Annotated in this window: 17 protein-coding genes; 12 read left to right on the top strand and 5 right to left on the bottom strand. The window is 72.9% G+C overall.

The window, feature by feature from the left end:
* The first annotated feature begins 147 nt into the window (after positions 1 to 147).
* The 4 genes from ACFYU0_RS06400 to ACFYU0_RS06385 are packed head-to-tail and all read left to right on the top strand — an operon-like array spanning position 148 to position 4750.
* On the top strand, positions 148 to 1245 hold the full coding sequence (locus ACFYU0_RS06400) for an ABC transporter substrate-binding protein (RefSeq protein ID WP_389298231.1): 1098 nt from the start codon (positions 148 to 150) through the stop codon (positions 1243 to 1245).
* A 1-nt stretch (position 1246) separates the two neighbouring features.
* Positions 1247 to 2764 (top strand): sugar ABC transporter ATP-binding protein, encoded by a 1518-nt coding sequence (locus ACFYU0_RS06395; RefSeq protein ID WP_389298230.1) that lies wholly within the window; start codon positions 1247 to 1249, stop codon positions 2762 to 2764.
* Positions 2757 to 3719 (top strand): ABC transporter permease, encoded by a 963-nt coding sequence (locus ACFYU0_RS06390; protein WP_351666427.1) that lies wholly within the window; start codon positions 2757 to 2759, stop codon positions 3717 to 3719. Before ACFYU0_RS06395 ends, ACFYU0_RS06390 begins: the two co-directional genes overlap by 8 nt.
* A 23-nt stretch (positions 3720 to 3742) precedes the next feature.
* Complete coding sequence (locus ACFYU0_RS06385; protein WP_389298228.1) at positions 3743 to 4750, top strand: ABC transporter permease; 1008 nt, start codon at positions 3743 to 3745, stop codon at positions 4748 to 4750.
* A 652-nt stretch (positions 4751 to 5402) separates the two neighbouring features.
* On the opposite strand, the gene ACFYU0_RS06380 is transcribed toward ACFYU0_RS06385, so the two are convergent.
* Positions 5403 to 6425, bottom strand: coding sequence for a LacI family DNA-binding transcriptional regulator (locus tag ACFYU0_RS06380; RefSeq protein ID WP_351666425.1), 1023 nt, complete (start codon positions 6423 to 6425; stop codon positions 5403 to 5405).
* Positions 6426 to 6603: 178 nt separating this feature from the next.
* On the opposite strand from ACFYU0_RS06380, the gene ACFYU0_RS06375 reads away from it, so the two are divergent.
* From ACFYU0_RS06375 to ACFYU0_RS06360, 4 genes are all read left to right on the top strand, one after another.
* Complete coding sequence (locus ACFYU0_RS06375) at positions 6604 to 8430, top strand: sugar-binding domain-containing protein (protein WP_351666424.1); 1827 nt, start codon at positions 6604 to 6606, stop codon at positions 8428 to 8430.
* Between the two features lie 129 nt (positions 8431 to 8559).
* Positions 8560 to 9903, top strand: coding sequence for an ABC transporter substrate-binding protein (locus ACFYU0_RS06370; RefSeq protein WP_389298226.1), 1344 nt, complete (start codon positions 8560 to 8562; stop codon positions 9901 to 9903).
* 34 nt (positions 9904 to 9937) lie between these two features.
* Positions 9938 to 10843, top strand: coding sequence for a carbohydrate ABC transporter permease (locus ACFYU0_RS06365; protein ID WP_389298224.1), 906 nt, complete (start codon positions 9938 to 9940; stop codon positions 10841 to 10843).
* Between the two features lies 1 nt (position 10844).
* Positions 10845 to 11786 (top strand): carbohydrate ABC transporter permease, encoded by a 942-nt coding sequence (locus ACFYU0_RS06360; RefSeq protein WP_389298223.1) that lies wholly within the window; start codon positions 10845 to 10847, stop codon positions 11784 to 11786.
* Between the two features lie 43 nt (positions 11787 to 11829).
* On the opposite strand, the gene ACFYU0_RS06355 is transcribed toward ACFYU0_RS06360, so the two are convergent.
* Both ACFYU0_RS06355 and ACFYU0_RS06350 read right to left on the bottom strand, forming a co-directional pair.
* Positions 11830 to 12339 (bottom strand): GNAT family N-acetyltransferase, encoded by a 510-nt coding sequence (locus ACFYU0_RS06355; RefSeq protein WP_389298221.1) that lies wholly within the window; start codon positions 12337 to 12339, stop codon positions 11830 to 11832.
* A 115-nt stretch (positions 12340 to 12454) separates the two neighbouring features.
* On the bottom strand, positions 12455 to 13627 hold the full coding sequence (locus ACFYU0_RS06350; protein ID WP_389298219.1) for a S1 family peptidase: 1173 nt from the start codon (positions 13625 to 13627) through the stop codon (positions 12455 to 12457).
* Positions 13628 to 13981: 354 nt separating this feature from the next.
* On the opposite strand from ACFYU0_RS06350, the gene ACFYU0_RS06345 reads away from it, so the two are divergent.
* Positions 13982 to 14791, top strand: coding sequence for an SGNH/GDSL hydrolase family protein (locus ACFYU0_RS06345; RefSeq protein WP_351666418.1), 810 nt, complete (start codon positions 13982 to 13984; stop codon positions 14789 to 14791).
* Positions 14792 to 14809: 18 nt separating this feature from the next.
* Here the strand turns inward: ACFYU0_RS06345 and ACFYU0_RS06340 are convergent, their stop codons facing one another.
* Positions 14810 to 15766, bottom strand: a complete 957-nt coding sequence (locus tag ACFYU0_RS06340) for a hypothetical protein (protein WP_389298216.1) — start codon at positions 15764 to 15766, stop codon at positions 14810 to 14812.
* Between the two features lie 102 nt (positions 15767 to 15868).
* Between ACFYU0_RS06340 and ACFYU0_RS06335 the strand changes: the two genes are divergently transcribed.
* Positions 15869 to 16405 (top strand): cysteine hydrolase family protein, encoded by a 537-nt coding sequence (locus ACFYU0_RS06335; protein ID WP_389298215.1) that lies wholly within the window; start codon positions 15869 to 15871, stop codon positions 16403 to 16405.
* A 15-nt stretch (positions 16406 to 16420) separates the two neighbouring features.
* On the opposite strand, the gene ACFYU0_RS06330 is transcribed toward ACFYU0_RS06335, so the two are convergent.
* Positions 16421 to 17140, bottom strand: coding sequence for an FAD binding domain-containing protein (locus ACFYU0_RS06330; RefSeq protein ID WP_389298213.1), 720 nt, complete (start codon positions 17138 to 17140; stop codon positions 16421 to 16423).
* 448 nt (positions 17141 to 17588) lie between these two features.
* Here ACFYU0_RS06330 and ACFYU0_RS06325 point away from each other — a divergent pair, with 448 nt between their 5' ends.
* Together ACFYU0_RS06325 and ACFYU0_RS06320 are read left to right on the top strand one after the other, a co-directional pair.
* Complete coding sequence (locus ACFYU0_RS06325) at positions 17589 to 20189, top strand: Pls/PosA family non-ribosomal peptide synthetase (protein WP_389298211.1); 2601 nt, start codon at positions 17589 to 17591, stop codon at positions 20187 to 20189.
* A 13-nt stretch (positions 20190 to 20202) separates the two neighbouring features.
* The gene (locus ACFYU0_RS06320; RefSeq protein ID WP_389298209.1) at positions 20203 to 23466 is read left to right on the top strand and encodes an amino acid adenylation domain-containing protein; all 3264 of its coding nucleotides are present in this window, start codon (positions 20203 to 20205) and stop codon (positions 23464 to 23466) included.
* Positions 23467 to 23486: the final 20 nt, after the last annotated feature.

The following is a 23486-nucleotide window of genomic DNA, read 5'->3' as shown; positions in this document are numbered from 1 at the left end:
CCGGGATTTCGGACGGGAGGGTTTACAGCGCTCTTCCAACGATGTAAAAACCTCCCCTGAACGACGTGCACGCCGAGTTGACCGCAAGCCGTCCTACCCCCCGTGAGCGCCGACGGCGCGCCGGGGCCGCGCCGTTTGGGGACTCCCATGAAGCCCACAGCACCACTGCGTCGCACCTGCACGCGGACCCTCATCGCCGCCGGACTCGTCACGAGCCTGGCCCTCATGACCGGATGCGCCAAGTCCGAGGACGACTCCGGCGGTGACAAGGCCGCCTCGCAGGACAAGGACGCCGGCCAGGTCGTCGCCTCGCCGAGCGGCGGTTCCGGACCGACCTGCGCCATCGACGCCTACGGCGGCAGGAAGCTGGACCTGAAGTCCGCCACCGTCGGGTTCTCCCAGTCCGAGAAGGAGGCCAACCCCTTCCGGATCGCGGAGACCGCCTCCATCAAGGCCGAGGCCCGGAAGCGGGGCGTCGAACTGCTCACCGCCAACGCCCAGTCGCAGTTCTCCAAGCAGATCAGCGACGTCCAGGACCTCATCGCCAAGGGCGCCGACCTCCTGGTCATCGCGCCGCTCAACTCGGACGGCTGGGAGCCCGTGCTGCGCACGGCGGCCGCCAAGCACATCCCGATCGTCACGGTCGACCGCAAGATCAACGCCACCGCCTGCAAGGACTACGTGAGTTTCATCGGCTCCGACTTCGTCGAGCAGGGCAAGCGGGCGGCCGACCAGATGATCGCCGCGACCGGCGGCAAGGGCGAGATCGCGATCCTGCTCGGCGCGGCCGGCAACAACGTCACCACCGAGCGCACCAAGGGCTTCGAGGACCGCGTCAAGGAGAAGGCCCCGGGCCTGAGGATCGTGTTCCGGCAGACCGCCGAATTCGCCCGGGAGAAGGGCCAGTCGGTCACCGAGAACCTGATCCAGTCCAAGCCGGGGATCAAGGGCATCTACGCCGAGAACGACGAGATGGGTCTCGGCGCGGTCAACGCCCTCAAGAGCGCGGGCAAGAAGCCCGGTGACGTGAAGGTCGTGACCATCGACGGCACCCGCAACGCCGTGCAGGGCATCGTGGACGGCTGGATCTCCGGCGTGATCGAGTCCAACCCTCGCTTCGGGCCGCTGGCCTTCCAGACGCTGGACACTTTCACCCAGGGCCGGAAGGTCGCCCAGGACATCGTCATCCAGGACAGCTCGTACACCGAGGCCAACGCCGAGTCCGACCTGGGCAAGGCCTTCTGAGATGCTCCAGGTCACCGGACTGTGCAAGACCTTCCCCGGCGTACGGGCGTTGTCCGAGGTGGACTTCACCGCGCGCGCCGGGGAGGTGCACGCCCTGGTGGGCGAGAACGGCGCGGGCAAGTCGACCCTGATCAAGGTGCTCACCGGCGTGTACCAGCCCGACGCCGGCGAGATGTCCTACGACGGCTCCGCGGTCCGCTTCGCCACGCCGCTCCAGGCGCAGCAGGCGGGGATCTCCACCATCTACCAGGAGGTCAACCTCGTCCCGCTGATGAGCGTGGCCCGCAACCTCTTCCTCGGCCGCGAGCCGCGCGGCCGGCTGGGCCTGATCGATTTCCGCCGGATGCACCGGGACGCGGAGGACACCCTGCGCGGCATGGGCATCCGGGTCGACGTCCGCCGTCCGCTGCGTGAACTGGGCGTCGGGGCGCAGCAGATGGTGGCGCTGGCCCGCGCGGTGGCGATCGACGCCCGGGTCGTGATCATGGACGAGCCCACCTCCTCGCTGGAACCCCGCGAGGTGCGCACGCTGTTCGGGGTGATCCGCACGCTGCGGGAGCGGGGCATCGCGGTGATCTACGTCAGTCACCGCATGGACGAGCTGTACGAGATCTGCGACGCGGTCACCGTGCTGCGGGACGGCCGGGTGGTGCACACCGGCCGGCTGGCCGAGCTGGACCGGCTGCGGCTGGTCGCCCTCATGCTCGGGCGGGAGATCGGCGAGGTGCGCGCTGAAGGGCTCACCAAGTTCACCGGCTCCCACGACACCGCGGCCCAGCCGGTGCTGGAAGCGCACGACCTGACCATCCGTCATCAGCTGGACGGCGTCTCGGTGTCCCTGCGGCCGGGCGAGGTGGTCGGGCTCGGCGGGCTGCTCGGCTCGGGACGCAGCGAGACCGCGAAGGCCATCGCGGGCGCCCTGCCCGTCGACGGCGGGAGGGTCGTGGTGGCCGGCGAGCCGGTGCGCGGCGGCTCCACCGCGGCGGCGATCCGGGCCGGCATCAGCCTGCTCCCCGAGGACCGCAAGACTGAGGGCATCGTGCCCGGTCTGTCGGTGCGCGAGAACATCGCGCTCGCCGCACTGCCGGGACTCTCCCGGTTCGGCCTGGTCGACGACGCGCGCGTCGACCGGATCGTCGACACCTTCATGAAGCGGCTGCGCATCAAGGCGGCGGGACCGCACCAGAAGGTGGGCGAACTGTCCGGCGGCAACCAGCAGAAGGTGCTGCTCGCCCGGTGGCTCGCCCTGCACCCCAAGGTGCTGCTGCTGGACGAGCCGACCCGGGGCATCGACGTGGGCGCCAAGGCGGAGGTGCAGGCACTCGTCGACGAACTGGCCGGCGACGGGCTGGCGGTGCTGCTGATCTCCTCCGACACCGAGGAACTGATCGAGGGCAGCGACCGCGTGATCGTCCTCAAGGACGGGGCGGTAGTGCGCGAGCTGACCGGCGACGCCGTCACCGAGGACGAGCTGATGCGCGCGATCGCCGCCGTACCGGCCGGAGGACACGATGACTGAACTCAGCCTCGCCCGGGGCACGGTGGACCGGGACCGGACGCTGCGGCTGCTGCAGGACTACGGCGTCTACGGCGGCGTGGTGGTCCTGCTGCTGTTCAACTTCCTCTTCACCCCGCACTTCGCCTCCGCGGAGAACTTCCGCACCCAGGCCGTGCAGGTCGCGCCCGTGCTGATCGTGGCCCTCGGCATGGCGCTCGCCATCGGCACCGAGGGCGTCGACCTGTCGGTGGGCTCCGTGATGGCGCTGTCCACCTCGCTGCTGTCGCTGTACCTCGGGTACGGGCCCTGGATCGCCACGCTGATCGCGGTCGTCGGCGGTATGGCGGCCGGCCTCGCGAGCGGGGCGCTGGTCGCCTTCGTCGGGGTGCAGCCGATCGTCGCGACCCTCGCGCTGATGGTCGCCGCCCGGGGCCTCGCCCTGGTGCTGCTCCCCCAGCTCAAGGACGTCCACGACCCCGGCCTCGCGTCCCTCGGCTCCGGGGACGTGCTCGGCGTCCCCCATCTGGTGCTGATCGCGGCGGCGCTGGCACTGCTCGTGGCGTTCGTCGTCCGGCGCTCCACCTTCGGCCGGCAGTTGCTGGCCGTCGGCGACAGCCGGCCCGCCGCCCGTCTCGCGGGACTGCCAGTGCGCCGGGTGCTGGTCGTGGTGTACGTGTGCTCCGGCGCGCTGGCCGCGATCGCGGGCGTGCTGGCGACCGCCCGGCTCGCCGCGAGCGACCCGACCTCGCTGGGCACCCTGATGGAACTGTCCGCCATCACCGCGGTGGTCGTCGGCGGCACCCCGCTCAGCGGCGGCCGGGTCCGCATCGGCGGCACGGTCGCGGGCGCCGTACTGATCCAACTGCTCACCACCACGCTCGTCAAGCACGACCTGCCTCCGTCGTGGACGCAGATCGCGCAGGCCGTGGTGATCGTCGGTGCCGTCTACGCGGCACGCGAACGGGGGAAGCGATGACGACGGACGCCGGGGAAGCCACCATGCGGAAAGAGACCCCCATCGACCGGGCCGGCGACGACCCGCCGGGCGCGAGCCGTTCCGAACGGCTGAGCGCGCTCGCCCAGCAGCACGGCGCGCTGGTCACCCTGGTGCTCGCGATGGCCGTCGCATCGCTGAGCTTCGACACCTTCCTGACCGGTGACAACCTGGAGAACATGGCGCTGTCGTCGGCGTTCCTCGCCGTCGTCGCGCTCGGCATGACCTTCGTGATCGTCACCGGCGGCATCGACCTGTCGGTGGGCTCGCTGTTCGCCCTCGGCGGGGTGCTCGCGGCGTGGGGGTCGCAGTACGGCACCGCGGTGGCGCTGCTGCTGCCGCTCGCGGTGTGCGGGCTCGTCGGACTGCTCAACGGGCTGCTGATCGCACGCTCGGGGCTGGCCCCGTTCATCGTGACCCTGGCGTCCATGCTCGGGGCGCGCGGTGTCCTGCTGGCACTGACCGACGAGGGTTCGCGGACGTACCTCGTGGACAAGGGCGCGTTCTTCACCCGGCTCGGGCAGGGTTCGCTGCTGGGCGTCGGCGTGCCGGTGTGGATCACGCTGGCGCTGTTCGTGCTGGGCGCGTCGGTGCTGCGGCGCACGCGCTTCGGCCAGTACGTGTACGCGGTCGGCGGCAACGAGGACGCGGCGGCGCTGATGGGCGCACCGGTGGCCCGCACCAAGGTCGCCGTCTACACGGTGTCCGGCCTGTGCGCGGGCCTCGCGGGCGCGCTGAACGCGGCGTGGCTGCTGTCGGGGGTGACGATCCTCGGTTCGGGCATGGAACTGGAGGCGATCTCGGCGGTGGTCATCGGCGGCACGCTGCTGACCGGCGGGTTCGGGTTCATCAGCGGCTCGCTCGTCGGCGTGGCGCTGCTGAAGGTCATCCAGAACGTCATCAACCAGATCGGCTCCCTGGACTCGGCCTACCAGCAGGTGGTGAGCGGCGCCTTCCTGGCGGTGGTCGTCATCGCCCAGACCTGGCTGGGACGCCGGCGCCGGGTGCTGTGAACTACGGACCCGACGCCGCCGGCGGCTCCCCCGGCCTCCCGGCACGTCGGGCCCGGACCGGTCCCCCGTAGGCCCGCGCGCCCGTGAACTCCGACCGGGCTCGTGGGCCTACGGGTCATGCCGGGGCCGCGGACCAGCCGGGCCCGGCACGGCACGCCAGGCCCGTCGAACACGCAGGCCCGCGCGACACGCCGATGGCACGTCATGCCAGGGACGCGGATCAGCCGGGCCTGCCGAGCCCGCGTGACAACCGGTCGCAGGGCCCGCAGCTCAGCCGGGCTCGCGGTTCGGGCCGGCCACCCCGCGGTTCGGGACGGGCCCGAGACCCGCAGGTAGAGCAAGGGCGTTCGGGGCACGGCGGGCCCGCCGGACACGACACGCCGGGCCCGGCGAACACCCGGCCTTGCGGGACACTCCAGTCCAAGGCCCCGCAGATGCCGGGGCCCCGGGACACGCCAGGCCTGCGCGTCATGCCTGTCCGAGGATCCGGTGGTCGCACCGGGCCCGTCGGACACGCCGAGCCCGCGGGACGCGCCGGTCCGAGGGCCCGCGGGTCCTGCCGGGGCCCACGGCTCACGAGTTCACGTCCCCGTGGGCGACGCAGAGGCGCGCGTGCCCTCCGGGCGTCCCCGCCCGTCCCAGCGGCGCGGCCTCAGCCCCCGGTGCTCTCGCGCACGATCACCCGGTGCCCGGCGACCCGGTCCTCCGGGGAGCCGGACTCCGGGTCGTCGATGCGGTCCAGCAGGAGGGAGACGGCGCTGCGGGCGATCTCCTCCTTGTCCGGGGCGACGGTCGTCAGGGAGGGGACGCTGAAGCGGGAGGCCTCGATGTCGTCGAAGCCCATGACGTCGAGGTCGCCGGGCACCGAACGGCCCGCCTCGTGCAGGGCGCGCAGCGCGCCCAGCGCCAGGTGGTCGTTGAGGCAGAGCAGGGCGTCCGGGGGCGCGGGCCGGTCCAGCAGCGCGGCGGCCGCGCGGGCGCCGTCCTGCCAGTGGAACGCCCGCACCGGCACCACGAGGTCCTCGGCGAAGGGCAGTCCGGCGGCGGCCAGCGCCTCGCGGTAGCCGTCGGTGCGCAGCCGGTCGGTGCCCTGCCGGCCCCGGACCGAGCCGCCGATCACCGCGATGCGCCGGCGTCCCCGGGAGAGCAGGTGCCCGGTGGCCTCGCGGGCGGCGGCGACGTTGTCGATGCCCACGTGGTCGGTGGTGCCGGCGGCGGAGCGCTCGCCGAGCAGGACGACGGGCAGTCTCCGGTCGCGGGTGGCGAGGTCGCGCGGCAGCAGGGACAGCGGGCTGAGCACGACGCCGTCGGAGAACTGCGCGTCGAAGCCGTGCAGCGCGGCCAGTTCTCGCTCCCGCACTCCCCCGGTCTGGTGGAGCAGCACGGTGCGCCCGCGGCGGTCCGCCTCGGCCGTCACGTGCTTGGCCAGCTCGGCGAAGTAGGCGACGTCCAGCTCCGGGACGGCCAGCGTGATCATTCCGGTACGGCCCTGGCGGAGCTGGCGTCCCGCGATGTTGACCCGGTAGCCCAGGGCGTCGATGGCCTCCTGGACGGCGGTCCTGGTCCGCTCCGAGACGTGCTCGAAGTTGTTGATCACGTTGGAGACGGTCTTGGGTGAGACCCCGGCGTACTCCGCCACGTCCTTGATCCTCGGTCTGGCTGCCACGCCGATCATCCTCCCGCCTGCCGTGGATCATACCGATCGGCACGGACCGGGCCCGATCCCGTCCGGTGGCCGGATCGGCTCAGAACCCACCTGCCCGGGACCTCTTGCGTCCCGGGTATTTACATCGATGTAAATCTCATGGTGCCATGTGCTCGCACCGAACAGCACCCCGGACGCAAGGAGCACCATGCCCGTCCCGCACCCCGCGGACCTGCCCCGCCCCGAGTACCCCAGGCCGCAGTTCGTCCGTGACGCATGGCTGAATCTCAACGGCGAGTGGGAGTTCGAGATCGACCGGTCGGACACCGGCCTGGAGCGCGGGCTGAGGGACCGTCCGCTCACCGGCCGGATCGTCGTTCCGTTCTGCCCCGAGTCGGAACTCTCCGGCGTCGGCGAGACCGACTTCCTCGAGGCGGTCTGGTACCGGCGCACGGTGACGGTCCCGGACGACTGGACCGACGCCCGGGTGCTGCTGCACTTCGGCGCCGTGGACCACGACACCACGGTGTGGGTGGACGGCACCGAGGTGGCCCGGCACCGCGGCGGCTTCACCCCGTTCACCGCGGACCTCGGCGACCTGGCGGCCCCGGGCAGGGAGCTGACCGTCGTGGTCCGCGCCCGGGACAGCCGCCACGGCGTCCAGGCACGCGGCAAGCAGGCCACCTGGTACGCCAACTCGCACTGCCACTACACCCGGACGACCGGCATCTGGCAGACGGTCTGGATGGAGCCGGTCCCCCGCTCGGCCGCCCTCAGGCGCCCGCGCGTCACCCCCGACCTGGCCTCGAACTCCTTCCACGTGGAGCTGCCGCTCACTGCCAACGCACCCGGGCACCGCGTCCGCGCCACCCTGAGCGACCGGGACGGCGCCGTCGTCACCGCCGAGTCCCGGGCCGACCTCGGCCTCGCGCCCCGCCTGGTGCTGACCGTCCCCGAGGACCGCCGCCGGGTCTGGTCGCCCGCCGACCCGCACCTGTACGACCTCCTGCTTGAAGTCCTGGACGCCGGCGGGAAGGCGGTCGACTCCGTCCGCTCCTACGCCGGCCTGCGCTCGGTCGCGATCCACGGCAAGCGCCTGCTGCTCAACGGCGAACCGCTCTTCCAGCGTCTGGTCCTCGACCAGGGCTACTACGCGGACGGCCTGATGACCGCGCCGAGCGACGCCGACCTGGTGCGCGACATCGAACTGGGGCTCGCGGCGGGCTTCAACGGCGCCCGGCTGCACCAGAAGGTGTTCGAGGAGCGCTACCTGTACCACGCCGACCGCCTCGGCTACCTGGTCTGGGGCGAGTTCGGCGACTGGGGCTGCGAGACCGGCGTACGCGACGACAACCAGCGCCCGGACGCCAGTTACGTCGCCCAGTGGCTGGAGGCGCTGGAGCGCGACCACTCGCACCCCTCGATCGTCGGCTGGTGCCCGCTCAACGAGACCTACCAGCACCTGCACGACCGCATCACCGGGCTCGACGACGTCACCCGCGCGATGTTCCTCGCCACCAAGCAGGCGGACCCCAGCCGGCCCGTGATCGACGCCTCCGGCTACGCCCACCGGGTGGCCGAGACGGACGTCTACGACTCCCACTGCTACGAGCAGGACCCGGCGGCCTTCGCCAAGACGATGGCCGGTCTGGCGGCGGACCGGCCGTACGTCAACACCGGCCCCGACGGCCGCCCCTGGTCGCTGCCCTACCGCGGCCAGCCGTACTTCTGCAGTGAGTTCGGCGGTGTCTGGTGGGATCCCGAGGCCGCGGCGAACGCCGCCGGCGACGACGCGGAGGCCTCCTGGGGCTACGGCGAACGCCCGCGCACCGCCGAGGAGTTCGTCGAGCGCTTCACCGGTCTGACCGCCGTGCTCCTCGACGACCCGGACATGTTCGGGTACTGCTACACCCAGCTCACCGACGTCTTCCAGGAGCGCAACGGCGTCTACCGCTTCGACCGCTCCGAGAAGGTCGACACCGCCCTGCTGCGCGCCGCCCAGACCCGTCCCGCGGCCTTCGAGAACACCCCGTGACCTCCCGTCCCTCCCCTGGGACACCGGAGGGACGCACGACCCCGTGATTTACATCGATGTATGTCCATGGGCGGCAACCACGGGCGCGAAGGGCGTCCCGCGGACCGCCGCCCGTAGGAGAGGAGCTGTATGACCGGCATACCCGCACCCGTCGGTCCGCCCGCGCCCACGCGGCGCCGGGTGCTGACGGCCGCGCTCGCCTCCGGTGCCGCGGTCCTGGGCGCCGGCGCGCTCAGCGGCTGCGGTTCCGCCCAGGCGGCCGACGCCTCGACCGTCCGCCTGTGGGACCTGTTCAGCGGGGCCGACGGCGGACTGCTCAACGACATGGTGCGCGCCGCGCGCCCCGACATGCCGGGCACCCGTGTCGAGCGCACCGTCCTGGAGTGGGGGACCCCGTACTACACCAAGCTCGCCATGGCCTCGGCCGGCGGGCGCGGTCCCGACGTGGCGGTCTCCCACATGTCCCGGCTGGCCGGCTACGCGCCCACCGGACTGCTGGACCCGTGGGACCTGGACGTCCTGGCGGAGTACGGCGTCACCGAGGACGCCTTCACCAAGGCCGTGTGGTCCCGCACCCAGTTCGAGGGCCGCACCTACGCGATCCCGCTGGACACGCACCCGTTCATCGTCTTCTACCACCCGGAACCGGCCCGCGAGGCGGGTCTGCTCACCAAGGACGGGGCGCTGGACACCGAGGCGTTCTCCTCCCCCGACCGGTTCCTGGCGGCGGGGCGCGAACTGGCGAAGGCCTCGGGCAAGCAGGGCATCGCCTTCGGCTACGTCACCGACACCGCCCAGGGGTGGCGGCTGTTCTACGGCCTGTACCGGCAGACCGGCGGGGTGTTCCGGCTGCCCCAGGGCGGGCCCGCCGAGGTCGACGTCGACCGGATGGCCGAGGTCATCGCCTTCATGGCCCGGATCGTCGACGGCCGGGTGAACCCCAGGCGGCTGGACTACGCCTCGGCGATCGCCGCCTTCAGCAACCGGCAGACGGCGATGATCCTCTCCGGCGAGTGGGAACTGGGCACGTTCCGCACGGCCGACAAGAACGTGGGGGCGGCCCCGTTCCCGACGGTGTTCGGCACCCCGGCCGTCTACGCCGACTCGCACTCCTTCGTCCTCCCGCACCACCCGGACCCCGACCCCGGGCGCCGCCGTCGCACCCACCAGGCGGTGGCGGCGCTGCTGAAGGCCGGCCAGATCTGGGCGACGGCCGGGCACATCCCCGCCTACGGCCCGGTCACCCGGACGGCGGCCTACGCCGGACTCCAGCCGCAGTCGCACTACGCGAACGCCCAGGACCACGTGGTGCTCGACCCCTCGGTGTGGTTCGCGGGCGCCGGCTCGGACTTCCAGAACGCCATGTCGCAGGTCCTGCAGCAGGCCCTGCTCGACGGTCTCGCCCCCGACCGCGCGGCGCGCGCGATGGTGCGGCGCCTGAACACCTTCCTGTCCAAGCCCAGCCCGGCCTGACCCGGCCGCGATCCACCGCGCAGGAGGCACAACGATGTCCTCTCCCCACGCCTCGCCCCGCACCGGGGCACCGTCGGCGCGCCGGCTGCTGCCCCCGGGCCTGCTGTTCGCGCTGCCCTTCCTCGTCCTGTTCGCCCTCTTCATGGTGTGGCCGCTGGCCCAGGGCCTCTGGATGAGCCTGACCGACACCTCGCTGTCGGCCCACGCCCCGTCCTTCGTGGGCCTCGACAACTTCACCGAGGCCCTCGGGGACGCCGAGATGTGGCGCTCCCTCGGCCACACCCTGTGGTTCACCGTCCTGTCGACGGTCCCGCTCGTCGCGGTGGCACTCGGGATGGCGCTGCTGGTGCACACCGGCCTGCCGGGCCAGTGGGTGTGGCGGCTGGCGTTCTTCGCGCCGTACCTTCTCCCGGTCGGCGTGGTGAGCCTGCTGTGGATCTGGCTGTACCAGCCGGACCTCGGGCTCCTGAACCACCTCCTGGAGGCGGTCGGAGTCGGGCCGGTGTCCTGGCTGAGCGACGAGTCCGTGACGATGTGGGCGATCGTGCTGACCACCCTGTGGTGGACGGTCGGCTTCAACTTCCTGCTGTACGTGGCCGCGTTGCAGGCCATCCCCGACCACCTGTACGAGGCGGCGGCCATCGACGGGGCGGGCGCCTGGCGGCGGCTGCGGTCGATCACGCTGCCGCAGCTCGGCCGGATCACCGGCGTCATCACCGTGCTGCAGATCCTGGCCTCGCTGAAGGTCTTCGACCAGGTGTACCTGCTGACCAAGGGCGGCCCGAACAACTCGACCCGCCCGGTCATCGAGTACATGTACGACGTCGGCTTCACCGGCTACCGGCTGGGCTACGCCTCGGCGGTCGCCTACGTCTTCTTCGCCCTCGTCCTCATCGCCTCCGCGGCCCAGTACGCCGCCCTCCGCCGCCGGGAGAAGTGACATGACCTCCACCGAACTGCCCGTCCGCCCGGCCGCGCCGGCCCGCGCCGCCCGTCCGCCGAGACGCCCGGGCGGGTATCGCCGGGCCGCCCGGCCGGAGCGGAACCTCACCCTCGGCGACAGCCGGCTCGCCCGGGGCCTGGCCCTGGCGGTGCTCGCGGTGCTGGCCCTGGTGTGGCTGCTGCCGATGGCGTGGGCCCTGCTCACCGCGTTCAAGTCCGAGCAGGACGCGAGCGACCCCGGGCAGTGGTTCCTGCCCCGGCACGGCTTCACCCTGCACGGCTTCTCGACCGTGTGGGAGCGCGGCGACCTTCCGCTGTGGATGCTCAACAGCTTCCTGGTGTCCGCGGCGGTCACGGTCATCACGGTGCTGGTCTCCGCCATGGCCGGGTACGCCTTCTCCCGCACGGTGTTCGCCGGGCGCCGGTGGCTGTTCGCGCTCACCGTGGCGGCGGTACTGGTGCCGCCGCAGCTGCTGATCGTGCCGTGGTTCCGGCAGATGCTCACCCTGCACCTGGTCGACACCTACGCGGCGGTGATCCTGCCGCAGACGGTGGCGCCGGTCATGGTGTTCATCCTGAAGAAGCACTTCGACTCGCTGCCGCGGGAGCTGGAGGAGGCCGCCCGCATCGACGGCGCCGGCCACTGGCGCGTCTTCTGGTCCGTGCTGCTGCCGTTGTCGCGGCCGATGCTGGCCGCCGTCGCGATCTTCGTGTTCATCGGGGCCTGGAACAACTTCCTGTGGCCGTTCGTCTCGACGTCCGACCCGGGGCTGATGACGCTGCCGGTCGGCATCACCTCGGTGAAGGACGCCTACGGCATCCAGTACGCCCAGACCATGGCGTCCGCCGTGCTCGCGGCGCTGCCGCTCGTGGTGGTCTTCGTCTTCTTCCAGCGGCACATCGTCAAGTCCGTCGCCACGACGGGACTGGGCGGTCAGTGACCCGCCGCGCGGGGCCGCGGCGCCCCGCGCGGCACGTGCGTCCTCAGATGCCGAACGGCGCGGCGTAGCGCACCGTTCCGGCGGGCGGCGGGCCGCCGGCGTCCAGGGTGAGGGTCATCAGGGCCTCGTCGGGTACGTCGACGGTCAGGCCGACGCCGTGGGCGGAGGCCCGGGTGAAGCCGAAGCGCGGGTAGTACTCCGGATGTCCGAGGACGACGACATGGCGCTCGCCGAGGGCGCCGGCGGCCCGGAGCGCGGCGCGCACGGCCGCCGATCCGGCGCCGGTGCGCTGGTGTTCGGGGTGTACGGCGACGGGGCCGAGGCACAGGGCCGGAGCCTCGCCGATGTGGCACCGGGTGAGCAGCGCGTGGCCGGCGGGTGTGCCGTCCGTGCCGGTGCTGACCCAGGACAGCCCGTCGATCCAGGCCGGGTCGGCGCGCAGGGCGTCGACGAGGTCGGCCTCCAGCGGGGTGTCGAAGGCGGCGAGGTGGATCTCGCGTACGGCGGCGTGGTCGGCGGCGGTCTCGGGGCGGGTGGTCCAGGTGTCGTGCATGGGATGAGGTCCGTTCCGCGGTGGCGTCGCGCGGACGGTCTCGCCGCCCCGTGTTCCCGGGGTCCGCGGTGGGGGTCCCGCGCCGGACGCGGAACCCCCGGGCCGCCGCGTGCGGTCAGTAGGTGTGCAGGGTCAGACCGTACCGGCTGAGGATCTCGTTGACCGGCTGGAACCAGGTCTCGCCGCCGCTGGAGCAGTTGCCCCAGCCGCCGGAGGTGACGCCCTGGGCCTGGTCCCCGGTGATGAAGGAGCCGCCCGAGTCGCCGGGCTCGGCGCAGGCGCTGGTCTTGGTGAGCTGGTGCACCGCGCCCTGGCTGTAGTTGACGGTCTCGTTGAGCGCCAGCACCGTGCCGCAGTGCCAGTGCGAGGTGGAACCCGAGCGGCAGACCGAGGAGCCGACGGGCGCCACGTTCGAGCCGCGTACGAGCTGGTCCGGCACCGTGCCCCAGCCGAGCACCACGGGCACCGTCCACCAGCCGCTGCCCACGCTGACCCAGGCGTAGTCGTTGTCCGGGAAGGAGGAGCCCTGGAAGGTGCCGACGTAGGAGTGGTCCCAGCCGCTCACCCCGGCGCCGGGCTGCCCGCAGTGCCCGGCGGTGACGAAGCCTCCGTAGACCGAGAAGCCGATGGAGCAGCGGACGTTGCCGGTGTAGTACGGATCGCCGCCCACCGTGCCCGCGGCGAGGGTCCTGGGAGCCGCGGAGGTCTCGACGGTGACGGGGCCGGTCCGGCGGGCCAGGGAAAGGAAGCGCCGGACATCGTTGTCGGCACGCTCGCCGCGCACGACGTCGACGACGACGGTGTTGGCCTTCGGGTCGACGTGCCAGCCGCTGATCCCCGAGGGCGCGGACAGCCGGTCGATGCGCGCCTTGGCCGCGTCCAGCCGCCGGGCGCTGTGCTCGGCGGTGCGGACGGTGGCGCCGGAGCGCTCGATCGCCCGGCGGGTGGCGGCCGGGGCGTCGGGGGTGAGGGCGACGGTCAGGCGCCCGCTCGGGGCGTCGAACCAGGAGCCCGCGTAGGCGGCGCCGGCCGTGCGGCGCACCTCGGGGTCGAGCCCGGCGGCGGTCTTTTCGGCGGCGAGCCTGGCCACCGCCTGGGCGCGGGTCAGGCCGAGGTCCCGCCGCATGGCGGTGACGATGCCGTCGGAGGCGGGCTCGGCGGATCGTACGGCAACGGCGGGTCCGGCGGGCGAGCCGGTCGCGGAGGCGGGGAAGGCGCCGGCCGCGCTCAGTCCGCCGAGGACGAGGAGTGCGGCCAGGGCGGCATGCGCAAGTCTGGTGCGTCTCATGGGGGTTGCCCTTCGTCGTTCCAGGGGTGGGGGTGGAACAGCCGATGTCTGAGAGCGCTCTCATGCGTGGCGGGGCAGAGCCTAGCCCCGATGCGTAGGTCAGGTCCATGCCAATGCACGGTTCCGGTTCGACGATGTAAGCGGCGATCCGCGCGCCGCCGGGCGGGTGACGGCTCATCGGGTGAAATCAGCGGGGAGCGAAGCGCCTCGCCGGGCGCCCCGCGTCGGGCCCGTCGCCCTGCCGCCCCGGGGCCGCTCCTGCCGACGCCATGAGCGGCGCCATCCGTCAACCGGGGCGGGCCGCACGGGAGTCCGGCGCGGGCGGCCCCGGCCAGGCCGGGATAGAGGAGAGTCATGAGAAAGTCCCGAATAGCCCCCTGGGCGGCCGCCCTCCTCCTCGCGGCCGTCTGCACCCTCGCCGGTCCCGCGGCCACGGCGGCGGCACCCGGCATCGCGGCCACGGGCTACGTGGCCCTCGGGGACTCCTACTCGGCGGGCGTCGGAGCCGGCAGCTACCTCACCGCCGCGCCGCGCTGCCTGCGCAGCAGCCTGTCCTTCCCCGCGCTGTGGGCCGCGGCCCACTCCCCCTCGTCGTTCAGCTTCACCGCCTGCGACGGCGCCAAGACGGGCGACGTGCTGAACAAGCAGCTCGGTCCGCTCGGCCCGCGCACCGGCCTGGTCACCCTCACGGCGGGCGGCCGGGACGCCGGGTTCACCACCGTGATGGCGTCCTGCGTGCTGGGCGGCAGCGGCACCTGCCTGTCGGCCGTGGCCAAGGCCCGCGCCGCCACGGACGAGACGCTGCCGGCCAGCCTCGACCGTCTGTACTCGGCCATCCGCGGCAAGGCCCCCGCCGCCCGCGTCGTGGTGCTCGGCTATCCGCGCCTGTACCAGTTGCACGGCAGTTGCTCGGGCGGGCTGCCGGACGCCGAGCGGTCCGCGCTCAACGACGCCTCGGACCACCTCAACCAGGTGCTCGCCGCGCGCGCCGCCGCCCACGGCTTCACCTTCGTCGACGTGCGGACCGTCTTCGACGGGCACGGGATCTGCTCGGCCGAACCGTGGCTTCACGGCGTGGACTGGCTGGACCTCGGCGAGTCCTACCACCCGACGGCGACCGGCCACTCCCTCGGCTACCTCCCCCTGCTCACCCGAGCGCTCTGACCCGGGTACGGGAGCCGGTCACATCCCGGCCGTCGCCTTGCGCCGCGCCTGCTCGTACTCCTCGACCGGATCGCCCCCGGCCTGCCACGGCCAGGCGGTGACGGTGCCGTCGAGCGTCTCGAAGACGGCACGGGCCTCCACCCGCCGATCGGCGGCCAGCAACGCGTAGGCGAGCACGTTGAGATCGGCCGCGGCCGCCGCGTGGCTCAGGAACCCCGGCCGCGGCCAGGTGTGCGCGACACGGTCGAGGGCCTGGGCCGCCATGGCCTGGGACCAGTGGTTGCGCGCCACCAGCGCCTCGAACCCGCCCCGGTCCAGCACGGCTTGGTACTGCTGGACCTGGGCGGTCAGTTCGGTCGCCGCGCAGGGGGCGTTCGCGGGCATACGGGCCCGCAGGGTGTCCACGAACTCCAGGACCTGGATGCGTGATCCGGCCTCCTCCGGGCTCAGATAGCCCAGCATGCTCAAGTAGGCCTCGCGGTTCCAGCGGTCGCGCGCGAGCACCTCGTTCCACACCCCGAACACCCGGGGCTGCGCCCAGCGTTCCAGCCGTGCCACCGCCAGCAGGGCGACCCACGGAGCGGGGTCCTCCGGTGCGAGTTCGGCGGCCCGCAGACAGTGGTCCACGGTGCCGGACGCGTCGTCCAGACCTCCCCGCGCGCGGGCCTGGGCGACCTCGGTCCAGGCGTGCAGGACGAGTGCGTTCGCGTCGCGCGGCTCCCGCGCGGCCCAGGACCGCGCCAGGTGCGATCCGGCCAGGAAGCCGCCCAGCACGCCCAGCCGGTGGGTGCGGCGGTCCCAGTCGCCCGGCTCCTGGCTCAGGAGCCGGGACAGCTGGGCGGCGCACAGGTCCGTCGTCGCGATCGTTCCGGTCCTCGTGGTCGCCAGCAGGGACTTCAGCAGCCTGCCCAGGTCCTGGTCGCCGAGTTCCGGCGCCAGGCGTGCCCCTCGGCGGCGACGCGATAGAAAAGCCATGGCCGGAGGCTAGAGGGGCAGGGGAATTACGCAAGGTGTTCACCGAGATCGTTATCTGTCACCGACCGGTTGGCGGGCCCCTCGGAGTGGAACTCTGCGGACATGGGCAAGACCGCGCTGATCGTCATCGACATGATCAACACCTACGACCACAAGGACGCCGAGCTGCTGCTCCCCTCGGTGGAGTCCGTCGTCCCCGTGCTGACCGACCTCCTGGAACGGGCCCGGCGCAAGGACGTGCCGGTGATCTACGTGAACGACAACTTCGGCGAGTGGCGCTCCCACCACGGCGAGCTGCTGGAGCACGCGCTGGCCGGGCCGCGCGCCGAACTGGTCGAGCCGTTGCGGCCGGACCCCAGCTCCCTGTTCGTGGTCAAGGCCCGGCACTCGATCTTCTTCGACACCCCGCTGGCGTACCTGCTCCGGCAGCAGGGGATCGAGCGGCTCGTGCTGTCCGGCCAGGTCACCGAGCAGTGCGTGCTCTACTCGTCGCTGGACGCCCACATCCGGCACTTCGACGTCGTCATCCCCCGGGACGCGGTGGCGCACATCCACGCCGACCTGGCGGATGCGGCGCTGCGCATGATGGAGCGGAACATGGGCGCCCGTGTGTGCGACAGCCGGGAGCTGTGGGCCTGACCGCGCGCGGGCCGCTCACCGCCCCTCCGGCCGGTCCAGGAGGCCCGACACCTGTTCCCGGACGGCTTTCCAGGCCACCGGCGGCAGGCCGCCCAGGGGCGTCTCGCGCAGCGCGGCGAGGGCGTCCCCGGCACCGTTGCCGCGGTCGACGGCCTCGCTGAGCACGTCGTAGCCGATGCGCACGGCGACACGCAGGCGCGGGCCCCGCTCGCCGTCGTGCAGCGCCGAGGCGACGACCAGGGGCGGGGCGCCGCCGTCCACGCCGGGGAGCTTGCGGTACGCGGCGGCGACCGGCTCCCGCCAGTGGACGCCGAGCAGCACCGCGCGTCCGGCCGCCGCCTCGGCGAGGCCGGTCTCGCGGACGCCGGCCGGGTCCAGCACCCTGGCGCGGGCGTCCAGCACGAGCGCGGGCGGCAGCAGACACCGCAGGGCGCTGCCCGCGAGGTTGCCGCCGACCGTGGCCGTCCGGCGCACGGCTCCGGTGCCCACCGTGGCGGCCGCGCGGCGCAGCACGTCCGGCACCCGGTCGTCGAGGCCGGCGAGGACCACGGCGGCGCCCAGCTCCTCACGGCCGATCACATTGGCCTCGGGGAGTTCCCGCAGGGACATGGCGCTCGCGGGGAAGCCGTCCCGCTGCCAGGCGGCCCACACGAGGGTGGCACCGCCGACCGGCACGGCCCCCTCGGCCAGGCAGTCCTGCGCTTCGGACACGGACGTGGGCAGACGCAGCAGCACGACGGCCGACCTGCCTTCCTGGGACGACTGGGCAGCCGGCGTGGCGGCGCCCCGGTGTTCCGGTGTCCCGCCTGCCGGCACGGCGGAGTCTGCTCGCCCCGACGGGGGCGCGTACAGGGCTCACACGAGCATGGGCGGGCCGGCCGGGCGGGGGCGTGAACCGGCTCGCGGGCGCACCGGGGACCGCCGGTCGGGTGATCCGCCGCGCGCCCCCTGAGCGCCGGAGGGCAGGGAAATCCCGGTATTCAGGTCATCCGTCGCAAGCCTCGCCAAGGCCGCGAAGTGGCAGCCTCACGGTGATCGACCGAAACTGAATCTGGCGGTTCGTGATCAGTAATGACACGCCATGAACCTCCGACGGCCCGGTCGGGCCGCGTCCCGGTCCACTCGGACCGCGGGCCGGCCGTGCCCCGCCGTCGGCCGTCCCTGAAGCCCTGCAGGAGATCGAATGGTGGAGCAGTCCTCCGAGGTCCGGATAGCGGGACCGGGCGAAGGCACGGTCACCAGTCGGGACGACGCGGGCCCGGCAGGAGCGGACACCGAGAGAGAACTCGCCGTCGCGCTGGCCGACGTCGTGGGCGTCGCGAACGTACCGGTGGACGGGCACTTCTTCACCGACCTCGGCGCCAACTCCCTGGTGATGGCCCAGTTCTGCGCCCGCGTCAGGAAGAGAACCGACCTGCCTTCCCCGTCCATGAAGGACATCTACCGGTACCCCACGATCCGGAGCCTGGCGGCCGCCCTGACGGAGACCGCCCCCGGGACCGTCCCGCAAGGCGCTGCCGCCGCCTCGGCACCTGCGCCGCCCACCACGCCGGACCGGGTACCGCGTGCGAGCAGCCGTAGTCATTTCCTCTGCGGTTTCTTCCAGTTGCTGATTTTCCTGGTGTACTCCCTGGTCGCCGGTTTCGTCGCGGACCGCGGGTACCGGTGGATCGCGGCCGGCTCGGGAGCGGTCGACGTCTACCTGCGCTCGGTGCTCTTCGGAGGCGCCGGGTTCATCGCGCTGTGCGCGTTCCCCATCGCCGCGAAGTGGGCGCTCGTGGGCCGCTGGAAACCGGGCGAGTTCCCGCTGTGGGGCCCCCGTTACCTCCGCTTCTGGCTCCTGAAGGCGCTGCTGCACGCCAACCCGATGATCCTCTTCGTCGGGAACCCGCTGTACGTGCTGTACCTGCGGGCCCTGGGCGCCCGGATCGGCAAGGGCGTCACGATCCTCTCCCACTCCGTGCCGGTCTGCACCGACCTGGTGACGATCGGCGCCGGGGCGGTGATCCGCAAGGACGCCTTCCTCCTCGGCTACCGGGCCCACGCGGGGCGCATCCAGACCGGCCGTATCACCCTGGGCCGGGGTGCGTTCGTGGGCGAGAAGACGGTCCTGGACATCGACACCTCGCTGGGTGACGACGCGCAGATCGGCCACTCCTCGGCCCTGCACCGCGGCCAGGCGGTCCCGGCGGGCGAGCGGTGGCACGGCTCCCCCGCGGAGCCCGGCGGGACCGACTACCTACGCGTGGAGCCGGCCGCGTGCGGGACCGTGCGCCGGGCCTGGTTCGCGTGCATGACGCTGGTCCAGCTCTTCCTGCTGTACATCCCCCTGACCGTCGGCGGGATCTACATCCTGTTCACCGAGGTCCCGGCGCTCGGCAAACGGCTGGACCCGCAGTCGGCCGCCGTGTCGCGGGCCGAGCTGATCCCGGACGCGCTGCTGCTGTCCCTCGTGCTGTTCGTGGGCTTCGTGGTGGGCGGACTGCTGGTGCTGTACACCGTGCCGCGGCTGCTGAGACTGGCGGTCAGGCCCGACCGGGTGTACCCGCTCTACGGGTTCCACTACGCGGTGCACCGGGCGACGGCCCGGATGACGAACGTCCGGTTCTTCGCCTGGCTGTTCGGCGACAGTTCCTACATCGTGCACTACCTGCGAGGACTCGGGTACGACCTGTCGCACGTGGAGCAGACGGGGTCGAACTTCGGCACCGAGGTGCAGCACGAGACCCCGTTCCTGGTGAGCGTCGGCAGCGGCACGATGGTGGCCGACGGCCTCTCCGTCCTGAACGCGGAGTACTCGAGCACGTCGTTCCGGATCTCCCGGGCGTCGATCGGGGCGCACAACTTCCTGGGCAACAACATCGCGTATCCCGCCGGAGGCCGCACGGGCGAGAACTGCCTGCTGGCGACGAAGGTGATGGTGCCCCTCGACGGCGAGGTCAGGGAAGGCGTCGGACTGCTCGGCTCGCCGTGCTTCGAGATCCCCCGGACGGTGGAGCGGGACGCGCGGTTCGACGACCTCAGGACCGGCGAGACCCTGCGCCGCAGGCTCGCCGCGAAGAACCGCTACAACCTGCGCTCGATGGCCGTGATGCTGTTCGCGCGATGGGTGCACACCTTCGGGCTCACCCTGTTCGCCCTCGCCTCGGTGGACCTGTACGGCGTCGCCGGGCAGGTGGTGATCGCCCTCTATCTGGCGGGGACGCTCCTGTTCACCACGCTCTACCACGTCCTGGTGGAACGCCTGATCATGCGGTTCCGCCGGCTGCGGCCCCGGTTGTGCTCCATCTACGACCCCCTCTTCTGGCGGCACGAGCGCCTGTGGAAGGTCCCGGACCGCCACCTCAACATCTTCAACGGCACCCCGTACAAGAGCCTCGCCTGGCGCCTGATGGGCGTGCGCATCGGCCGCAGGGTGTTCGACGACGGCTGCTACCTGACGGAGCGGACCCTCACCGTCATCGGCGACGACTGCACCCTGAACGCCGGCAGCAAGATCCAGTGCCACTCGCAGGAGGACGGCACGTTCAAGTCCGAGGGCACCACCCTCGGCGACGGCTGCACGCTGGGCGTCGGCTCCCATGTGCACTACGGCGTGACCTTGGGCGACGGCGCGGTGCTGGCCGCCGACTCCTTCCTGATGAAGGGCGAGGAGGTCCCGCCGCACGCACGGTGGGGCGGCAACCCCGCCGTGGACATGCCCGAGGCCGCCGGCCGGCCCGGCGACGGCGACCCGGCGGCGCCCTCGTGCCCGGCCGGCGCCACTTCGATGACGGTGAGTTGAGGAAGGCCATTCGATGGGAGCGCGCGTGGATGCGGACCGGGAGTTCTGGAGCCGTGTGCTGACCGCCGGCGGTTCCACCGCGGTGCCGCGGTGGGCCCGGGAGCCGGTGCCGGGAACGGCGGAGCACGAGGCCGCCGTGCCGGACGACGTGGCCGGGGCGGTGCGCGGCCTCGCCGAGCGGTGCGGGGCGCCGGCCGGCGCGCTGCTGCTGGCGGCGCACGCCAAGGTGCTGGCCGCCCTCTCCGGCGAGCGTGACGTGGTGACGGGGTACGCCGCCGGAATGCGCGGAGAGCCGCTGCCCTGCCGTCTCACCGTGCCCGAGGGCTCCTGGCGGGACCTGGTGTCCGCCGCCCGGCGGGCCGAGGCGGAGGTGCGGGAGCACCGGGAGTTCCCGGTGGCCGGGCTGCGACGGGAACTGGGCCTGACCGAGCCCCCGTACGAGGTCGTCCTCGGGCCGCCGGACGCCGGGGACGGCTTCGCCGACGAAGGCGTGCTCCAGGTGCGGTGGTGCGAGCGGGACGGGCGGCCGGTACTGCGGCTGCGGTACCGCACGGACGTGCTGGACGCCGCCTGCGCGGACCGGATCGGCGGCTACCACCTGACGGCGCTGCGGCTGATGGCGGCCGACGTGGACGCCGGGCACGCGGGACAGAGCCTGCTGGGCGACGACGAGGTGCGCGAGCAGCTCGAGGGGTTCGCCGGGCGGCGGCGGCCGCTGCCGGACGCCCGGGCGCACGAGCTGTTCGAGCGGCGGGCCAGGGAGCACCCGGGGGCCGTCGCGGCGGTGCACGGCGACCGCGAGTGGACGTACGGCGAGCTCAACGCGCGCGCCAACCGGCTGGCCCGGTCCCTGCTGGCCCGCGGGGTCGGCCGCGAGGACGTGGTCGCCGTGGTCACCGAACGCGACCTCGACTGGCTGGCCGCGACCCTGGCGGTGTTCAAGGCGGGCGGTGTGTACCTGCCGATCGAGCCGCACTTCCCCGCCGGCCGGATCGCGGCGACCCTGTCCCGGGCCGGCTGCCGGCTGGTGCTGACCGAGGCCGGCAGCACCGGCACCCTCGACGAGGCGCTGGCCACGCTCCCGGACACCACGCGGCTGCTCGTCGGGGAGGCGTACGCGGAGCCGCACGCCGACGACGACCCCGGGGTGCGGGTGGACGCCGGACAGCTGGCCTACATCTACTTCACCTCCGGCTCCACCGGCGAGCCGAAGGGGGCGATGTGCGAGCACGCGGGGATGCTCAACCACCTCTTCGCCAAGATCGACGACCTGGGGATCGGCGAGGGCTCGGTGGTGGCGCAGACCGCTCCGCAGTGCTTCGACATCTCGCTGTGGCAACTGGTGTCCGCGCTGCTGGTGGGCGGGCGGACGCTGCTGGTGCCGCAGGACGTGATCGTGGACGTGGAGCGGTTCGTCGACACGCTGGCCGGGGGCCGGGTCGACGTGGCGCAGGTCGTGCCCTCGTACCTGGAGGTCGTGGTCGCGTACCTGGAGCGGCACCCCCGCGCACTTCCCGATCTGCGCTGTGTGTCGGTGACCGGTGAGGCGCTGAAACGGGAGCTGGTCCAGCGGTGGTTCGCGTGCCGGCCGGGGGTCGCCCTGGTCAACGCCTACGGCCTGACGGAGACCTCGGACGACACCAACCACGACGTCATGGACCGGGTGCCCGAGCGGGTGCTGCTGGGCCGCGCGGTGAACAACGTCCGCGTCCTCGTCGTGGACGAGCGGCTGGCGCTGGTCCCGATGGGCGCCCCGGGCCTGATCGCGTTCTCCGGCGTCTGCGTGGGCCGGGGGTACGTCAACGACCCGGAGCGGACCCGGGAGGCGTACCGCGAGGACCCGTACGCGCCGGGTGAACGGCTCTACCTGGGCGGCGACTGGGGGCGCTGGCACCCGGACGGCAAGCTGGAGTTCCTGGGCCGCCGGGACAACCAGGTCAAGATCCGCGGCTTCCGGATCGAGATCGGCGAGATCGAGAACACGCTGCTGCGCGTGGCCGGGGTGCGCGACGCGGCGGTGGTCGTCGCCGAACAGGGCGGCGGCGGCAAGCACCTGATCGCCTTCTACACGGGTGAGCGACAGCCGGTGGAGACGCTGCGGGAGTCGCTGGGCGGTGTGCTGCCCGGCTACATGGTGCCCTCGGCCTTCCACTGGCAGCCGGAACTGCCGCTGACCGCCAACGGCAAGACCGACCGCAAGGCGCTCACCGCGCTGGCCGAGCAGACCCCGGCACCCGTTCCCGGCGACGGCGCCGAGCAGCGGGACGGCGGCCCGCTCACCCCGACCGAGCGGAAACTGGCGGCCGCCTGGGCCGAATTGCTCGGTGTGCCCGAGCACCGGATCGGCCGGACGGACCACTTCTTCGACTCCGGCGGCACCTCCCTGACGGCGGTCCGCCTCACCATCGCCCTCGACCGCGCGGTGTCCCTGAAGGACATCACCCGGCACCCGGTCCTCGCCGACCTGGCGGCCCTGCTCGACGGCGCGGACCGGCGGCGCACCGAACTGCTCCAGCCGCTGTCGACACCGGCCGGCGCCGCGGAGTGCGCCCTGGTCTGCTTCCCCTACGCGGGCGGCAACGCCGTCAACTACCAGCCGATGGCGAGTGTGCTGGCGGGCAGCGGCCTGCCGGTTCTCGCGGTCGACCTGCCCGGCCACGACCTGTCCGACCGCCCCGAGCCGTTCGCGACGATCACGCGGGTGGCGGAGCGGGTCGCGGACGAGATCGCCGGGCGCGGTCTGACCCGGGTCATGATCTGGGGCCACTCGTCGGGGGCCGCGCCGGCACTGGAGGCGGCGAGGCGGCTGGAGGAGCGCGGGGTGGAGGTGACCCGGGTGTTCCTCGGCGCGCAACTGCTCGGCACCGCGGACGAACGGCGGGCCGCCGCCGAGGAGCTGGCCGGCCGGAGCGACGCCGAGATCGCCGCCCGGCTGACCTCGGACAGCGGCTACACCGAACTCGCGGAGCTGAACGACCGGCACGCCGGGCACATCGGCGCCGCCTACCGGCACGACTGCGTGTCCGCGCACCGCTACTTCCGCGACGCGCTGCAGAGCCCGCCGGCAACGCGGCTGGCCGCTCCGGTCACGGTGGTGGTCGCCGCTGACGACCCGCACACCGCCGGGCACACCGACCGCCACCGGGACTGGCTGCTGCTGGCCGACCGGGTGGAGCTGCACGAACTCCGCGACGGGGGCCACTACTTCCCGCGCACGCGGCCGGACGAGGCGGCGCGGGCGGTACTGACCGCCGTGGCGCCGCTGGCCTCTTCCTGAACCTCGCCGAGCCCGCAGCC

The sequence above is a fragment of the Streptomyces sp. NPDC003720 genome (assembly GCF_042875075.1).
In the GTDB taxonomy this organism is placed as follows: Bacteria; Actinomycetota; Actinomycetes; order Streptomycetales; family Streptomycetaceae; genus Streptomyces.
The sequence above is the reverse complement of the archived record's forward strand: the minus strand, read 5'-3'. Positions and strand labels throughout refer to the sequence as shown.

Bases quoted from the DNA above. Each gene is read 5' to 3' on its own strand.
- ACFYU0_RS06395 (WP_389298230.1), top strand. From the start codon at position 1,247: ATGCTCCAGGTCACCGGACTGTGCAAGACCTTCCCCGGCGTACGGGCG.
- ACFYU0_RS06335 (WP_389298215.1), top strand. From the start codon at position 15,869: ATGGGCAAGACCGCGCTGATCGTCATCGACATGATCAACACCTACGAC.
- ACFYU0_RS06345 (WP_351666418.1), top strand. From the start codon at position 13,982: ATGAGAAAGTCCCGAATAGCCCCCTGGGCGGCCGCCCTCCTCCTCGCG.
- ACFYU0_RS06370 (WP_389298226.1), top strand. From the start codon at position 8,560: ATGACCGGCATACCCGCACCCGTCGGTCCGCCCGCGCCCACGCGGCGC.
- ACFYU0_RS06375 (WP_351666424.1), top strand. From the start codon at position 6,604: ATGCCCGTCCCGCACCCCGCGGACCTGCCCCGCCCCGAGTACCCCAGG.
- ACFYU0_RS06380 (WP_351666425.1), bottom strand. From the start codon at position 6,425: ATGATCGGCGTGGCAGCCAGACCGAGGATCAAGGACGTGGCGGAGTAC.
- ACFYU0_RS06385 (WP_389298228.1), top strand. From the start codon at position 3,743: ATGCGGAAAGAGACCCCCATCGACCGGGCCGGCGACGACCCGCCGGGC.
- ACFYU0_RS06365 (WP_389298224.1), top strand. From the start codon at position 9,938: ATGTCCTCTCCCCACGCCTCGCCCCGCACCGGGGCACCGTCGGCGCGC.
- ACFYU0_RS06320 (WP_389298209.1), top strand. From the start codon at position 20,203: ATGGGAGCGCGCGTGGATGCGGACCGGGAGTTCTGGAGCCGTGTGCTG.
- ACFYU0_RS06350 (WP_389298219.1), bottom strand. From the start codon at position 13,627: ATGAGACGCACCAGACTTGCGCATGCCGCCCTGGCCGCACTCCTCGTC.
- ACFYU0_RS06325 (WP_389298211.1), top strand. From the start codon at position 17,589: ATGGTGGAGCAGTCCTCCGAGGTCCGGATAGCGGGACCGGGCGAAGGC.
- ACFYU0_RS06360 (WP_389298223.1), top strand. From the start codon at position 10,845: ATGACCTCCACCGAACTGCCCGTCCGCCCGGCCGCGCCGGCCCGCGCC.
- ACFYU0_RS06340 (WP_389298216.1), bottom strand. From the start codon at position 15,766: ATGGCTTTTCTATCGCGTCGCCGCCGAGGGGCACGCCTGGCGCCGGAA.
- ACFYU0_RS06390 (WP_351666427.1), top strand. From the start codon at position 2,757: ATGACTGAACTCAGCCTCGCCCGGGGCACGGTGGACCGGGACCGGACG.
- ACFYU0_RS06355 (WP_389298221.1), bottom strand. From the start codon at position 12,339: ATGCACGACACCTGGACCACCCGCCCCGAGACCGCCGCCGACCACGCC.
- ACFYU0_RS06400 (WP_389298231.1), top strand. From the start codon at position 148: ATGAAGCCCACAGCACCACTGCGTCGCACCTGCACGCGGACCCTCATC.